Origin of the sequence: Varibaculum timonense (assembly GCF_027694345.1) — a bacterium.
GTDB lineage: Bacteria > Actinomycetota > Actinomycetes > Actinomycetales > Actinomycetaceae > Varibaculum > Varibaculum timonense_A.
In genome coordinates, this window is record NZ_JAQEVU010000002.1 from 221,204 (window position 1) to 237,015 (window position 15,812).

Annotated in this window: 15 protein-coding genes and 1 pseudogene; all 16 read left to right on the forward strand. The window is 50.7% G+C overall.

The window, feature by feature from the left end; genetic code table 11:
* On the forward strand, positions 1-867 hold the full coding sequence (locus tag PG728_RS02515) for a TlyA family RNA methyltransferase (protein WP_270625599.1): 867 nt from the start codon (positions 1-3) through the stop codon (positions 865-867).
* On the forward strand, positions 860-1,693 hold the full coding sequence (locus PG728_RS02520) for an NAD kinase (protein WP_270625601.1): 834 nt from the start codon (positions 860-862) through the stop codon (positions 1,691-1,693). The genes PG728_RS02515 and PG728_RS02520 overlap by 8 nt, the downstream gene beginning before the upstream one ends.
* Before the next feature lie 3 nt (positions 1,694-1,696).
* Complete coding sequence (gene recN / locus PG728_RS02525; RefSeq protein ID WP_270625603.1) at positions 1,697-3,379, forward strand: DNA repair protein RecN; 1,683 nt, start codon at positions 1,697-1,699, stop codon at positions 3,377-3,379.
* A gap of 9 nt (positions 3,380-3,388) precedes the next feature.
* Entirely contained in the window at positions 3,389-4,585 is a 1,197-nt protein-coding gene (gene steA, locus PG728_RS02530; protein WP_270625605.1) for a putative cytokinetic ring protein SteA, read from the forward strand.
* A gap of 16 nt (positions 4,586-4,601) precedes the next feature.
* Positions 4,602-5,531, forward strand: coding sequence for a copper transporter (locus tag PG728_RS02535; protein WP_270625607.1), 930 nt, complete (start codon positions 4,602-4,604; stop codon positions 5,529-5,531).
* Positions 5,528-6,442: a hypothetical protein gene (locus PG728_RS02540; RefSeq protein WP_270625608.1), complete on the forward strand. Its 915-nt coding sequence runs from the start codon at positions 5,528-5,530 to the stop codon at positions 6,440-6,442. The genes PG728_RS02535 and PG728_RS02540 overlap by 4 nt, the downstream gene beginning before the upstream one ends.
* Positions 6,436-8,058, forward strand: coding sequence for a murein biosynthesis integral membrane protein MurJ (murJ, locus tag PG728_RS02545; protein WP_270625609.1), 1,623 nt, complete (start codon positions 6,436-6,438; stop codon positions 8,056-8,058). The genes PG728_RS02540 and murJ overlap by 7 nt, the downstream gene beginning before the upstream one ends.
* A gap of 126 nt (positions 8,059-8,184) precedes the next feature.
* Positions 8,185-8,853: an NUDIX domain-containing protein gene (locus PG728_RS02550; protein WP_270625610.1), complete on the forward strand. Its 669-nt coding sequence runs from the start codon at positions 8,185-8,187 to the stop codon at positions 8,851-8,853.
* A gap of 181 nt (positions 8,854-9,034) precedes the next feature.
* Entirely contained in the window at positions 9,035-9,712 is a 678-nt protein-coding gene (locus PG728_RS02555; RefSeq protein ID WP_072509427.1) for a helix-turn-helix transcriptional regulator, read from the forward strand.
* A 51-nt stretch (positions 9,713-9,763) separates the two neighbouring features.
* Entirely contained in the window at positions 9,764-11,218 is a 1,455-nt protein-coding gene (gene sufB, locus PG728_RS02560; RefSeq protein WP_072509428.1) for a Fe-S cluster assembly protein SufB, read from the forward strand.
* On the forward strand, positions 11,218-12,399 hold the full coding sequence (gene sufD, locus PG728_RS02565; RefSeq protein WP_270625611.1) for a Fe-S cluster assembly protein SufD: 1,182 nt from the start codon (positions 11,218-11,220) through the stop codon (positions 12,397-12,399). The genes sufB and sufD overlap by 1 nt, the downstream gene beginning before the upstream one ends.
* Positions 12,396-12,740 carry a non-heme iron oxygenase ferredoxin subunit gene (locus tag PG728_RS02570; protein ID WP_072509430.1) on the forward strand — a complete coding sequence of 115 codons (345 nt, stop codon included), beginning with the start codon at positions 12,396-12,398 and terminating at the stop codon, positions 12,738-12,740. Before sufD ends, PG728_RS02570 begins: the two co-directional genes overlap by 4 nt.
* Positions 12,741-13,487, forward strand: a complete 747-nt coding sequence (gene sufC, locus PG728_RS02575) for a Fe-S cluster assembly ATPase SufC (RefSeq protein ID WP_072509431.1) — start codon at positions 12,741-12,743, stop codon at positions 13,485-13,487. It abuts the gene before it with no gap.
* Positions 13,488-13,540: 53 nt separating this feature from the next.
* Positions 13,541-14,809 (forward strand): SufS family cysteine desulfurase, encoded by a 1,269-nt coding sequence (locus tag PG728_RS02580; protein ID WP_270625612.1) that lies wholly within the window; start codon positions 13,541-13,543, stop codon positions 14,807-14,809.
* Complete coding sequence (sufU, locus tag PG728_RS02585; protein WP_270625613.1) at positions 14,809-15,270, forward strand: Fe-S cluster assembly sulfur transfer protein SufU; 462 nt, start codon at positions 14,809-14,811, stop codon at positions 15,268-15,270. The genes PG728_RS02580 and sufU overlap by 1 nt, the downstream gene beginning before the upstream one ends.
* Before the next feature lie 190 nt (positions 15,271-15,460).
* A pseudogene (locus PG728_RS02590) lies at positions 15,461-15,811 on the forward strand (metal-sulfur cluster assembly factor); the annotation flags it as partial.
* Between the last annotated feature and the right edge of the window lies 1 nt (position 15,812).

A 15,812-nucleotide genomic window follows, 5' to 3' on the forward strand; every position in this document is an offset into this window, starting at 1 on the left:
GTGGGTAGATTGCGGCGGCTAGATAGAGAGTTAGTGCGCCGACATTTGGCTACTTCCCGCTCTCACGCTAGCCAGATTATTACTGCTGGTAGAGTCAGTGTTGACGGCAGGGTTATCTCTAAACCGGCTTCGCAAATCGATCCGGCTCAGGCTATAACAGTGGTTAAAAGCTCGCAGGTGGAATATGCTTCCCGAGGCGGCTATAAGCTGGCGGGCGTCCTCGATATATTGGGCAAGGACGCCCCGGAGATAGCGGGTAAACGTTGCCTCGATGCGGGGGCATCTACCGGAGGTTTTACCGATGTCCTATTACGCCGGGGTGCAAGTTCGGTAGTGGCGGTGGATGTTGGCTATGGTCAATTACGTTGGGAGCTGCAACAAGACCGGCGAGTAGAAGTCCATGATCGTACCAATATTCGTTACCTAGATCCGCAAGAAATTGGGGAACCCGCCCAGTTAATAGTAGGGGATTTGTCGTTTATCTCCTTGAAACTGGTTATACCCGCTCTGGTAAGTGCCTCTACCCTTGATGCAGAATACTTGCTGATGGTAAAACCGCAGTTTGAGGTAGGGCGCGAGAAACTAGGAGCCGGGGGCGTAGTGCGTGACCTGGAAGATCATTTTAGGACTGTTATGGGGGTAATCCTCTCAGCGTCAGAAAACGGGTTAGGGTTGAAAAGGGTGGCTGCCTCACCATTGCCTGGTCCATCTGGGAATGTTGAATACTTTATATATTTAGGGCGCGGGGTGGCCATGCCTAGTAATCTAAAGATTAAAGACATGGTAAAGGCTGCGATTGCTGCGGGCCCAGCTGCTAAACCAGGCAATAATCTAGATGAACAGGTAAAGGAGGAAACCAATGAGTGAACGCCACGTAATGGTGATTCGGCATCTTTCACGACCTGAGTTGGCTGAAACTGCTGATAAAGTGGCAGCTGAGCTTCGCAACCATGGGATTACTCCGGTAGATGAAGGCTATGATGGCTCCGTTGAAATTGTTATTGCCCTCGGCGGAGATGGTACTTTGCTGGGAGCTGCCCGCCCCGCCCGGACTCAAGCAGTACCCCTAATTGGAATTAATCTTGGGCATACCGGGTTTTTAACCGAAGTAGAACCGGATAAAATCTCAGAAGTCATTAACCATATAGTTGCTGGCTCCTACACGGTGCAACCACGGATGACAGTAGAGGTAACCGTAACTCTTCCTGACGGCAGTAAAATCACTGATTGGGCGCTTAATGAAGCTGCGATTATGTCTACTGACCGTGCCCATCCTTCGCACTTAGGATTAGGAATTGATCAGCGCGGTATAACCACCTATGGGGCTGATGGTCTTATTGTTGCCACCCCTACCGGTTCAACCGCCTATAACTTTTCTGCTGGCGGTCCCATTGTCTGGCCCGATGTAGATGCGATGGTGGTTTCTCCCTTGGGGGCGCACGGTCTATTTACTCGTCCTTTGGTGGTTTCTCCTGATTCCACTCTGGAAATATCGGTACTACCCGATCAGCGTAGTTCCATGGAGCTGTGGCTCGATGGTCTCCACTGTCACAAAGTACCTCCTGCTTCAATAGTGCACGCCACTAAAGGCAAAGCTCCGGTGTTGTTAGCCCGGATTCTTGATACCCCATTTTCCGGGCGTTTGGTGCATAAATTCCAACTTCCAGTTAAAGGCTGGCGTTCACTGGGGTAAGCCATGATTGACCAGCTATCTATCACTAATTTAGGGGTAATATCCCAGGCCGAGTTACGGTTTTCACCTGGTTTTACGGCGCTAACCGGAGAAACAGGGGCGGGGAAGACTATGGTACTTTCCTCAATTGAACTATTGTTAGGACAAAAATCTAACTCTAACCTGGTTCGCTATGGGGAAACCGAGTTAGCGGTAGAGGGGATTTTTACCTCAGCCCTAGCGTCTGCACCGGCACAGACGGTAATCGAGGCGGGCGGAATCGTTGAAGAGGACGAGATTATTTTAGCGCGTACGGTGCGAGCTAAAGGGCGTTCTCGCTCTCACGCAGGCGGACGCACGGTTCCCAGCGCAATACTGAGCAAAATCGGAGGAGAGCTGGTTACTATCCATGGGCAAGCCGAGCAGCTCAACTTACGGACAGGCTCTAGGCAATTAGCTCTGCTGGACTCTTATGGTCAAGACGGTCATCGGGAACTGTTAAAACAGTTCCGGGAAAAGTATCACTCATGGCAACAACTGAAAGCAGACCTTGAGCAGTGGGAAAATCAGCAGCAGGCACGAGAAATGGAAGTGTCTAGGCTGCGAGAGGGGCTTGGTCTGCAAGAAAAGCTGCAGCCCTATCTTGGTGAAGAAGATGAACTGTTACGAAAAATTGAACGGCTAGGCAACATAGAGGATTTACGAGAAGCTGCCAGTCGTGCCTACAGTTATCTTTCCGGCTCTGATGGCGATGGAAAAGATGCTGCCAGCCTGGTAGGGGCGGCAGTTCAGGCTCTAGAGCGTGGCGGTCAAAGCGATGAAGAACTATTACAGTTCGCGCAAGGACTTCGCGATGTTTCCGCCATTATTATGGATATATCTGCCGAGGTAGGCGCGTATCTGAGTGATTTAGAGGCAGATCCTAGTGAATTAGATAGCTCCCAATCTCGACTCTCTCAGTTGCGTAATGCCTATCGTCCTTACGCTAAAGATTTAGATAGTTGGCTTAGCTGGGCTGAAATGGCGCGTCAGAAACTGACTGAATTATCCGGTCCAAATAATCAGGGCACGCGTTTGCGAGAAGAGTTGGAAAAAACTGGCAGCGAGCTGCAAACATTAGGCAGTGAACTTACCAGAAATCGCCAGAGACTGGCAAAAGAGCTACAAAAGAAAGTTGCAAAGGAACTGGGCGGATTGCAAATGCAAAATGCCGGTTTTGAAATCGTGGTTGAAAGCTCTCCAAATCCCAGCATAAATGGCTATGACCAGGTGGTATTTGGGCTTCGACAAGCTAAAGGAGCGCCGGTTAGACCGGTATCCCAAGGAGCTTCCGGGGGAGAGCTATCGCGAATTATGCTTGCCTTAGAAGTAAGTTTAGCTACGCGTTGTCTATCCCAAGACACTCCAACTTTTATTTTTGATGAGGTCGATGCCGGTATCGGAGGGCAAACCGCGCTGGCTGTTGGAGAACGCCTGGCTCGCCTAGCGCAGCATACCCAGGTAATAGTGGTAACTCATCTGCCGCAAGTGGCAGCTTGGGCTGATAAACAGCTGGTAGTTACGAAAACAGGCAACCAGGCCGGGGTGAGGGAAGTAACCGGCGAGGAACGGGAAGCAGAAATTGCGAGGATGCTTGCCGGGAAAGCTCAGTCTAAATCTGCCCTTGACCATGCACGGGAACTGATTAGTAGCTGTCGCCTGGGGTAGTGTTATTGCGTGGGTATTTTTAAGCGACGCAAATTGCGAGAGGCAACATTAGCCTCTAGTTCGCGGGTGCGAGTTGATAAGAAAACAAAGCATCTAACTCAGCGACTCCAAGCCGGTGAAATCGCGGTTATTGACCATGCGGATATTGACCGGATAGCTGCGGAAACCCTGGTAGCAGCGGCTCCTAGTGCAGTGCTTAATGCTGCCAAGTCCACTACTGGGCGCTACCCCAATATGGGTCCTTCCATCATCGTTGATGCAGGAATAACCCTAATTGATGATTTAGGTTCCAGAATTATGAATCTTAAGGAAGGAACCAAGGTAACTATCGAGGGCAATTCGGTATTCCAAAACGGACAGTTAGTTGCCGAGGGGGTTCAACAAACTCCCGGCACTATTGCCGCCGATTTAGAAGAAGCTCGAAAAGGAGTATCCACTCAGATAGAGGCGTTCGCAGCTAATACGATGGAACATCTACGCCGAGAACGAGATTTACTACTAGACGGGGTGGGGGTTCCCGAGGTAAAAACCAAGTTTGCCGGTAAACACGCCCTAATCGTAGTGCGGGGATACCATTATCAAGAAGATTTGCGTTCTTTGCGACCCTATATTCGTGAATATAAACCGGTGCTTGTGGGGGTAGATGGGGGAGCCGATGCCATCTTGGAACAGGGATACACCCCCGATATGATTATTGGCGATATGGATTCTGTATCTGACCAGGCGCTACGTTGCGGTGCGGAAATCGTGGTGCATGCCTACCGGAATGGTAAAGCTCCCGGTACGGAACGGTTAAAAAGAGAAGGAATCCCCCATGTGGTTTTTCCGGCTACCGGAACTTCCGAGGACGTAGCTATGCTGCTTGCCGATGATAAAGATGCGGAAATGATTGTGGCGTTGGGAACCCATGCGAGCTTGGTAGAGTTCCTGGATAAGGGGCGCTCCGGAATGGCATCTACCTTCCTAACGCGCCTTCGGGTGGAGTCAAAACTGGTCGATGCCAAGGGAGTATCTCAGTTATATCAACCACGGGTGTCTACTTGGCAAACTTTGCTACTCGCCCTAGTAGGGGTGGGGGCTGTGGCAATTTCTTTGGCAGTTACTCCGGTAGGACAGACTTTTTACGGCATTGTCGCTATCTATTTTAATGATTTGATTGACTTTTTCCGTCAGCTTTTCGGAATTGCTCCCTCACTAAAGGGCTAACCAAGGTAGGAGAAAAATGATTGATTTTCGCTATCACTTAGTGTCACTCATGGCTGTGCTGGTAGCCCTCACTATGGGGGTGGTACTGGGAGCCGGACCCTTACAAGGTAAAATTTCCGATACCTTGTCGGGGCGGGTGGAAGCGCTTTCAAAGCAGCAAGCTGAACTGCGTCAGGTCAATGAAGATTTGGTGAAACAGGCAAATAGCGCTAGCGAATATATTGGGGTATTAGGACGTAAAGTTACTCCCAATCAGCTGGCGGGCAAGAAAGTCGCAGTAGTGAGAATGCCGGGGGTAAGTGACGAAGCAATTAATGGAATAAATGAGCAATTGAAAATAGCTACCGGTACGATTGTGAACTCTGTGACCATAAAAGACAGTTGGTTCAGCGAAGAATTGCTATCTTATCGGGACACTTTAGCCTCAACTTTAGCCGGTAAACTCGCAGATAAAGTTGATGCTAAAGTTTCTAGCCAGCAGGTATTGGCAACTGCTTTGGGTATGGGGCTAACTAGCGCCGACAAAGAGATACAAGCGCTAGTAAGTAACCTTTCGGCTGGAGATACTCCTTTGATTTCTAAGGAAACGGTAACTGACCCGGCGCAGATGATTTTAGTGTTAAGCCCCATTTCTAGCGAAAAGGATACAAAGGCTGGGGGCAGTCAAATCGATTTAGACTTCGTTAAAGGTATTGATGGAGCCCTTCCCAAAGGAACAGTGATTGTTGGGAGCGCTAAGAATGAGACAGATTATTTAACGAAGATTCGCGCAGAAAAACTAGAAGTTACCACCGTAGATGGTATTGGTTCGGTTATGAGTAATACTTCGATTCCCTTTGCGCTTTTAGCAGATGAATCTGGAAATAACCAAGCCTATGGCAATGAGCATTATGCTAGCCAGCTTATTCCGCCCTTTCCCGATGCAGAAAAGGAGGAAAATAAATGACACGGGCAGCCCAGGGGGTATTACTGGCAAGTGCCGGGTTTTTCCTAGCCAGGAAGTATCTGGTGCAGCACCTTTCTCCCGAGCAACTTCGCCGCTATGAACGCCAGAATTTTCATGGCAAAACCGTAAACCTTAGCGGGGGAATCAAAGTTGCAACTGGCTGTTTGACCAGCGCCCTGGCACTTTCTGGCAATATGGCCGCAAAATTTGGGGCAATAGTGCCGGTGGCAGCAGGAGCAGCCCTGGGATATATTGATGACACCCAGGCGCAAACGCCTTTTGATACGCGACCAGAAAACGCTGATTCCCAAGAAGTAACCATCAATAACGCTGAGGCTAATCCGGGACAGAAAACTGGCGTTAATACTGCTGCGAAGGGATTTCACGGGCATTTGCGAGCCTTAGCTCAGGGAAAAGTTACTACCGGTGCTTTGAAGATTGCCGGTATCGGAATCGGAGCCGGTATAGGCGCGGTTGGAATTGGTCGTTCCCGAGGTAGCGGTTTGCCCTCCTGGGCGCTAGATACAGTGCTAATTGCCGGTAGTGCGAATCTGGCTAACCTATTTGACCTGCGTCCAGGGCGTTGCTTAAAACTAGGGACTCTGATTAGCCTGCTACTTAGGGGCAATAAAGGTGCTGCCAAAATCTTAGGAAGCGGGGCGCTGACGGTTTGCCTCCTAGAACTACCTAAAGACCTAGGAGAAAAGGAAATGCTGGGGGATACCGGTGCTAACGCCCTCGGGGCGCTACTGGGGGTAGCGTTAGCGCAAAAAACTAAGCTACCTGGGAAACTATTGGCTGTCCTGGCGGTAGTTACCTTAAACGCCGCCAGCGAGAAAATATCCTTTTCCCAGGTAATCTCGGGTAATGCGGTATTGCGGGCTATAGATAACCTAGGGCGCAGGTGTTGAAAAAACCGGGATTAGGCAACCGGCTGCCCGCATTAGCGTCGGCTGTCGGGCTAATTTCTGTCCTCACTTTACTCTCGAGATTTTTTGGTTTTGGGCGTTGGCTGACCCAATCTGCTTGGGTAGGCACGGGAGCCTTCGCGAACGCCTACGCTACCGCTAATCAGCTGCCAACAGTTCTATTTGAGGTGGTCGCCGGGGGAGCGCTCGCGGGAGTAACTATTCCGATTCTTGCCGGTCCGATTGCCGATGAGTTAAGAGCCGAGGTGCAACGTATATCTTCGGCTCTCATTTCCTGGGCGTTGTTACTGCTCACGCCGATAGGGGTGATGGTTTATTTTCTAGCACCTTGGATAGGTCAGGTAATGCCTTGTCCCCAAGGGGCTGACCCGCAGCTGCAAGCCCATTTAATTAGCGTCTTTTTGCAAATGTTTGCGCTGCAAGTGCCCCTTTATGGATTGTGTGTAGTCGGCACCGGTATTTTGCAAGCCCATGAAAAATTTTTACTGCCCGCTTTAGGTCCATTGCTTAACTCCCTGGTGGTAATCAGCACTTACGCGATTTTTGGTTACCTTACTCCCTCGGTTTCTGATCCTGAGCAGGTGGCTCATAACGCTATTTTGATTTTGGGCTGGGGGACTACCGCTGGGGTAGCGGCCATGAGTCTACCGCTATTTATTCCGATTTACCGTCTGGGGATTCGTTGGCGTCCCACTTTACGTTTGGGACAAGGGCGAGGACGGAAAGCTATGCAGCTAGCGGGGGCAGGGGTGGGGTCTCTAATTGCGCAACAGTTCTCAGTGCTGGTAATCATTTTGGTTACCCGCAGCTATGGCGTGGAAGGCTCTTTGCCTATCTACCAGTACTCGCAATCGGTATATATGTTGCCCTATGCGGTATTGGCGGTTCCGATTGCTACTGCGATGTTTCCCAGGTTATCTTGGCTTATCCATCGAGGCGATAAGGGGGCATTCAACCTGGAATGTGCATCTTCAACGCGATTTGTAACCGGAATCGGTCTTTTCGGGTCGGCGCTGCTGGTGTCGGTGGCTCGTCCGGTAACTGATATTTTTGCGCGAATTAATCCCGTTCCAGGAATGTTATGGGCACTGGTGGCAATGGCACCTGCCGTGGTGGGCTACGGATTGGTCTATCATCTTTCACGGGTTCTCTACGCTTTAGGAGGAGCGAAACAGGCGGTGATAGCAGCCTCTGCTGGGTGGCTGACGGTAGCGGCTCTTTCCTGGGGGTTGAGTGCCTGTTTATCTAGTATTTGCGCTAATCGCGCTAATGCTATTTTGCTTGCCTTGGGGTTGGCGCAATCGGTAGGTATGAGCGTGGGGGCGCTGGGACTGCTAATCGGTCTGCGGCAGATTGCGGGAAAACCAGCCTTAAGGGGCGTTGCCCCGGCTGCTGGTTATGGCTTTTTTCTAGCGTTAGGGGCAGGGGTGTCTGGTTGGTTTATTTCTGGTTATTTGATGGAGTTATGGGTGAATATATTTGGTACTTTTTTTGCGGCCGCCCTTGCGGGGATTGTGACCGTGGCTATTATGAGCCCGCTGCTAGTGCGCCAGTTGCGCGAGCGTAAAAATGATTTATCTACTTCCGGCAATAAATAGGCAGCTAGGTGCAGAAATAACCAAGGGGGGATAGGTTAGGAAGTGGGCGCGGTAATGGTCGAACCCTACCTAGATGATAAATCTGAACAGTAATCGAATAGCTTGATAGAAACTGAAAGTGAAACTATGCAACTGCGTGATGAAACCTATAAGTATCCGGTAGAAAAACAAGAACTGATTTACCACGGACAGGTGTTTGATTTTCAAAGTGACCAAGTGCGTCTGCATAAAGATGAGCCTGTGGTGCGTCGAGATTATCTTTCTCACCCCGGAGCAGTCGCGATTGCAGCGGTGCGCCCGGTTCAGGGAGCTGATGAATCTTCAAAGGAACTTGCTGATTGGGAGATTCTTTTGCTCCGTCAATATCGTCATCCGGTGCGTGCTTTCCTGTGGGAGATTCCGGCGGGTTTATTGGATAAACCGGGCGAAGATCGTTTGAGCGCTGCCCGCCGAGAGCTTTGGGAGGAAGCTAATCTTCAGGCAGCAAATTGGAAAGTGCTGGTAGATTTCTTCACTTCTCCCGGTGGTAGCAGTGAACATTTACGGATATTTTTAGCGCGCGGAATCTCTGCTGTGAGCGGTCAGCCTTTCGATAGGCGTGAAGAAGAACGAGATATGTGCCTTGCCTGGTTTCCTCTAGACCAAGCAAGAGATGCCCTACTCAGCGGCAGTCTACATAATCCATCGGCTCTGGCTGCGGTATTGGCGAGTATTGAGTCCTTGAGAAATGGTTGGCGTTCTTTGCGTAGCCCCTCTGCGCCCTTCATAGCTGATCCGCTTCTGCTTGAGCGTTAAAACGCGCGTCAGCTAGCCGTCTCCATTGGGGTTTTTGTTAAACCAACCGGTTTGTTGAGGGCGAATTCAACTTCATTTGTGTGTTGTACCCGCCACACTTCCCTTTAGTAGACATTTTTGCAAGTAACCTGTTTCTAAAATGCGTTAAAATAGCTAAGGTCTATTTTTAAGGAGGGGAAACGTGAGCGACACGGAACCGACTCGGCAAACAGTTCTAGATTTGATAGTCGAAAAAGGCCCCGTTACCGCCGCCCACCTGGCGAAAATCCTCCGGCTTACTACCGCGGCTATTCGTCGCCACATTACTGCTCTAGAATCCGCCCAGATGATTGCAGTATACGAAAGTGGACAACAGACCAAACGGGGGCGTGGTCGGCCGGCGCGTCACTACATCGCTACCGGTAAAGGACGGGAAGGGCTTAGCGAGGATTACTCAAAACTTGCAAGTCGGGCTCTGGGATTTATTGAGCAAGTCGCCGGTCCGGATGGAATAGACAGTTTCGCTGCTGCTCATTCGCGCGATATTGAACGTCGTTACGCGCCTTTGATAAAAGAAGCTGGTACAGACCCGAGGTCGCGTGCCCGCGCCCTCGCCGATGCCTTAACCGCCGATGGGTATGCCGCTACGGTGCGCGAGGTAGGCAATGGCGGTTTTGCAGTACAGCTTTGCCAAGGAAACTGCCCGGTGCAAGAAGTTGCGGGTGAGTTTCCGCAACTATGTGAGGCGGAAACTCAAGCGTTTTCCCGTCTTTTGGACGTACATGTGCAACGCTTGGCGACTTTGGCGGATGGGGAGCATGTATGTACCACCTCGGTGCCAATAGCTCTGCCCACTCCTAAATTCCCTATTAACCGCTAAACATGACACAGTAGAGCACAAGGAAACAACAAAAGAGGGATTGACACACAAATGACATCATCACCACCGGTGATTGCCACTAAAGAACAAAAAGAAGCTGCTGACCAGCAGGTTATAGACTCGATTGGCACTCAATACGAGTACGGATGGCACGACTCCGATGCAGCTGGTCAAAGCGCTAGGCGTGGTCTTGACGAGGAAGTAGTACGTTTCATCTCTGCCGAGAAAGACGAACCCGAATGGATGCTTAAACGCCGACTAAAAGCCCTCAAAGTTTTTGAACGTAAGCCGATGCCTACCTGGGGACCTGATTTATCTGATTTGCAAATGGATCAGATTAAATATTTCGTGCGCTCGACCGACAAGGTAGCCAGCTCCTGGGAAGATTTGCCCGAGGACATCAAGAAAACCTATGACCGGCTAGGGATTCCGGAAGCAGAACGCGAAAGCCTGGTTTCTGGGGTGGCGGCTCAATATGAATCCGAAGTGGTCTACAACCAGATTCGCGGCGATTTGGAAGAACAAGGAGTTATCTTCCTAGATACCGACACCGCACTGCGCGAACACGAAGACCTGTTCAAACGCTTCTTCGGGAAAGCTGTTCCTGCTGGTGATAACAAGTTTGCGGCTCTAAATACCGCGGTATGGTCGGGGGGATCTTTTATCTATGTTCCCAAGGGAGTACAGGTCGAAATCCCCCTGCAGGCCTATTTCCGGATCAACACCGAAAATATGGGGCAGTTCGAGCGCACCCTAATCATTGCTGACGAGGGCTCTTACGTTCACTACGTGGAAGGGTGTACCGCCCCGATTTATAAATCGGATTCGCTACACTCTGCGATTGTAGAAATTTTCTGTCTCAAAGATGCTCGGGTACGCTACACCACCATTCAAAACTGGTCTACCAACGTCTATAACCTGGTAACCCAGCGCGCCATCTGCGAAGAGGGCGCCACTATGGAATGGGTAGACGGAAATATGGGGTCAAAAACTAATATGAAGTACCCCTCGGTCTATTTGAACGGGAAAAATGCGCGCGGAGAGGCGCTATCAGTGGCATTCTCGGGCGAAGGGCAAAACCAGGATACCGGTGCAAAAATGTTGCATCTAGCGCCCAATACGTCCTCTTCAATTGTCTCGAAATCTATTTCCCGTAACGGGGGGCGTTCGTCTTATCGGGGGCTGGTACACGTTGCTCCGCAGGCTAAACATTCCAAAGCATCAGTGGTTTGTGATGCGCTGCTGGTAGACCAAATTTCGCGTACTGACACCTATCCTTATGTGGATATTCAAACCGATGATGTCGAGATGGGACACGAGGCTACGGTGTCTAAAGTTAGTGCCGACCAGCTATTTTATCTGATGAGTCGGGGACTTAGCGAGACTGAAGCAATGGCGATGATTGTGCGTGGCTTTATTGAACCAATCGCGCGAGAACTACCCATGGAGTACGCCCTGGAGCTTAATCGCCTAATCGAACTGCAAATGGAAGGATCGGTGGGGTAATGGCAAAGATGCTAAAACAGGCAGACCATAAAGTAGTCGCAGCTTCTTCCCGAGCTGACCGTCCCACCTCTTTTAATCTTTCTGATATTCCTATGCCGACCGGGCGGGAAGAAGATTGGCGCTTTACCCCGCTAGAGCGGATAAAGATGCTGCTTACAGAGACTTTAGAGGGAAGTTCTCCTACAGTTGAGGTTGAGGGGCAGGTTTTAAACTCAGGTAAACGCCTAAATCTGGGCGCGTCCTCGTATATCGAAATAGCTACCGACAGCGATATTCACGGTAAAATCGGGGCTCCCGGAGATCGGGCGAGCGTTGTCGAATGGAATAACCACCAGGAAATAGTAAACCTAGTTATTGCTGACCAGTTTCCCGAAGCATTGCGAATCAAAATAATTGGGGAAAACCCGACTCCGGCTGCCCAACATATCTGCATAGATGTGAAACCACAGGCTAAAGCCCTGCTAATTTTGGAACACAGCGGTGATGCCCAACTCAACCAGGGGGTTGAGATAAATGTTGAAAGCGGAGCCGAGCTAGAAATAGTTTCGATTCAGCAATGGGAACGCTCGGCAGTACACGCGGCTAATCACCGCATGAACGTGGAAAAAGACGCAAAGCTGAAACATATCGTAGTCACCCTGGGGGGCGATTTGGTACGAATCTGCCCTGATATCGATTTAGATAAACCGGGCGGGGAAGTCGAAATGTTAGGTGTCTACTTTACCGACACTGACCAGCATCAAGAACACCGCCTTTTCGTCAATCACATTGCTGAAAATTGCCGTTCCGATGTGCACTATAAAGGAGCGCTGCAAGGAACGCAGGCACATGCGGTCTGGATTGGGGATGTGCTGATTGGCAAACAGGCTTTCAATACCGATTCCTATGAGCAAAACCGTAACCTGGTGTTAAACCCGGGAGCAAAAGCTGATTCGGTACCTAACCTAGAGATTGAAAACGGAGAAATCGCGGGAGCTGGACATGCTTCTGCCACCGGGCGTTTTGATGACGAACAGCTCTTCTATTTGTTGTCGCGCGGTATTCCGGAAGCTACCGCCCGAAAAATGGTGGTACATGGATTTTTTGCTGAACTTATCCGCCAGATTGGAATCAACGAGATTGAAGAACGCCTATTACAGGTGATTGACGCGCGGTTAGAACAAGGCTCGGGTGCGCTATGAGCCTAGAAAAAGTCTGTGAAGTGGACGCGCTAGAAGCCGGACAAGCACTACGCGCAGAAATAACCGATGAAAAGGGTAAAAGGATTCCAATCGCCGTTGTGCGTGACGAGGAAGGCGGCTGGCACGCGATAGATGCCCTGTGTACTCACGGGGACATAGCTTTAGATGAGGGCGAGGTAGAAGGATGCGCAATTGAGTGCTGGGGACATGGTGCCCAGTTCGATTTGAATACCGGGCAGCCTACCTTGCCTGCTACCCAGCCAGTTAAGTGTTATCAGCTTGAAATCAAAGGACAGGCGGTTTATGTTTCTGCCTGTAGCCGCAGTAAAGGAAATGAATAAATGGGGAAACTAGAAGTTAAAGACCTACAGGTTTCGGTAGAAACTCCCGACGGGATAAAGCAGATTTTGAAAGGTACCTCCCTAACGGTGAATTCCGGGGAAAAGCATGCGATTATGGGACCGAATGGTTCGGGTAAATCTACTTTGGCCTATTCGATTGCCGGTCACCCCGGTTACCATATCGAGGGCGGGGAAGTGCTCCTAGATGGGGTTAATATCCTGGAATCTTCCCCAGATGAAAGGGCACGTGCCGGCTTATTCCTGGCAATGCAGTACCCGGTGGAGGTTCCCGGAGTCACGGTGTCTAACTTCTTGCGTACCGCCCGGACTGCGGTTGATGGGCAAGCTCCGCCGGTACGTACTTGGGTAAAGGAACTAAAAGCCGCCATGGAGGATTTAAAAGTAGATCCAAAGTTCGCTAGTCGCGACCTCAATGCCGGTTTTTCTGGTGGGGAAAAGAAACGCCTAGAGATTTTGCAGATGCAAATCCTTCACCCCAAGTTCGCTATTCTTGACGAAACTGACTCTGGTCTAGATATTGACGCTTTGCGCACCGTATCGGCGGGGGTAAATCATGCTCACGAGAATCTTGGTTGCGGGCTGCTGGTAATCACGCACTATTCGCGGATTTTGAACTACATTAAGCCGGACTTTGTGCACGTATTTGCCAAAGGGCGGATTGTGGACTCTGGGGGGAGCGAGCTGGCTGACAAGCTGGAGACCAGCGGATACGACTCCTATCTGTAAACAATCTCCGACCATAAAGCCCTGTTTCATTAGTTATTGAGAGGATGCTGCCAGTGCAATCGCCATTTTCCGATTCGGAACTGACGCGTTTGCGCGCCGATTTTCCGATTCTTTCCCGCACCGGACGGGGAGGGAAACCGATTGTCTATTTGGATGCGGCCGCCACCTCTCAAAAACCGCGTTCAGTGATGCAAGCCGAAAGTAGTTTTTACGAAAACTCTAATGGAGCGGTGCATCGGGGTACTCACCTGCTAGCTGATGAATCTAGCCAGTATTTCGAGGATGCGCGTTGCGTCCTCTCCTCCTTTATCGGAGCAAATCCCAGCGAAATTGTCTGGACAAAGAATGCCACCGAGGCGCTAAATCTGGTGGCCTATGGCCTGTCTAACCCCGGGATTGATGGCGGGGCTCCCCTCATAGGCAAGGGTGATCGGGTGGTTACTACGCGGGCAGAGCATCACGCCAACTTGGTACCGTGGCAGTTACTTAGCCAGCGCACCGGCTGCGAGTTCGCCTATCTGGATTTGGATGATGAAGGTCGGATTGACCTGGAAACCCTGAACGTTATCACTACGAACACCAAGGTAGTGGCAGTAACTCATGCCTCGAATGTATCGGGGGCGATTACTGATATAGCACCTATTATCCAGGCGGCTCACGCGGTGGGGGCTTGGGTAGTGTTAGATACCTGCCAGTCCAGCGCTCATATGCCCTTAGATATTAAAATCCTGGGCGCGGATTTTGCTTGCTTTTCCGGGCATAAAATGGCAGGTCCCACCGGTATTGGGGCGCTATATGGCCGGGGGGAATTGCTAGAGCAATTGCCGCCTTTCCTGGCAGGTGGCTCCATGATTGCCGATGTAAACATGGACAAAACCACTTTCCAACCTGTCCCCGAGCGATTCGAGGCCGGCTCGCAAGCGGTAGCCCAGATTCACGCTTGGGCGGTGGCACTTGATTATTTACAGAAAGTGGGAATGGAACGGATACGTCAGCATGAACTGTTCCTAACTCAGTATCTATTGGAGGGCTTAGCGAGCGTTAAAGGTCTGCGGCTGCTAGGACCTACAGATTACCGCGAACGGGTAGGACTCGCGGCTTTCGATTTCTTTGGTATCCATCCCCATGACGTGGGGCAGGTATTAGATGCCGAGGACGTGGCGATTCGGGTAGGGCATCACTGCGCCCTCCCGCTGCACGCCCACTATGGTTTACGTTCCTCTTGTCGGGCATCTCTTTCGCTTACTTCTTCGCGCGAAGATATTGATCGCCTAATTGATGGTTTAGAAACCGTACGTAGTTTCTTTAAAAGGGGGGAATAATGGTTTCGGCTCTTGATCAGCTATATCAGCAGGTGATTATGGATCATGCCGCGGAAAAACACGGCAGCTCTCCAGTAACGCCTTCAGATACCTCGTCCTATCAAGTTAATCCTACCTGCGGGGATGAAGTTACTTTAGCAGTTACTTTAGAGGGCGATACTCTGGCCGATCTTGCCTGGCAGGGGCAGGGCTGTTCCATTTCCCAGGCATCACTATCAATGATGAATGACTTGGTAGCGGGAAAATCTTTGGCGGAAGTGGAACAGCTTTGGAATAATTTCGACCAAATGATGCATTCGCGGGGACTGGAACTTCCTGACGAAGTGCTAGATTCCCTAGAAGATGCCGCCAGTCTGCAAGGAACCTCCAAGTTTCCCAACCGAGTTAAATGCGCCCTCTTAGGGTGGATGGCGCTGAGAGAATCAATCGCCAAAACGCAAGCGAGGCAAGAACATGAGTGAAGAACGTCCCTGGGAAAACACCGCTGAAGTGCCCCAGCGCTTTCAGGCAGTGGCTGCTGGTAATGAAAATGCCGGTCCCTATCTCCCCTCGAAAACCCATGTCCATGGGCATGATAGCGAAAACGGACACTTAGATACCGATAAATCGGGCAGAGCGACAAGGTACGGAGCTGCCCCCCAGCATTCCTCACAAGAGTTTGCCGAGCCTTCCCCGCTCACCCCGCAAAATGCGCTCCCCACCAAAGAGGAAATACTGGAAGCACTGAAAGATGTTATTGACCCCGAACTGGGGATTAATATCGTGGATTTAGGGCTGATTTATGGGGTTGAACTGCAAGAAGATGGGACAGTGGTTCTCGAAATGACACTTACCTCAGCCGCCTGTCCACTCACCGATGTGTTGGAAGAGCAAACTCAGTGGGTGCTTTCGGCGATGGCGTCTCGGGTTCAAATCAACTGGGTGTGGATGCCACCTTGGGGACCAGATCGCATTAGCGAGGACGGACGCGAACAGCTGCGGGCTCTCGGCTTTAACGTTTAAT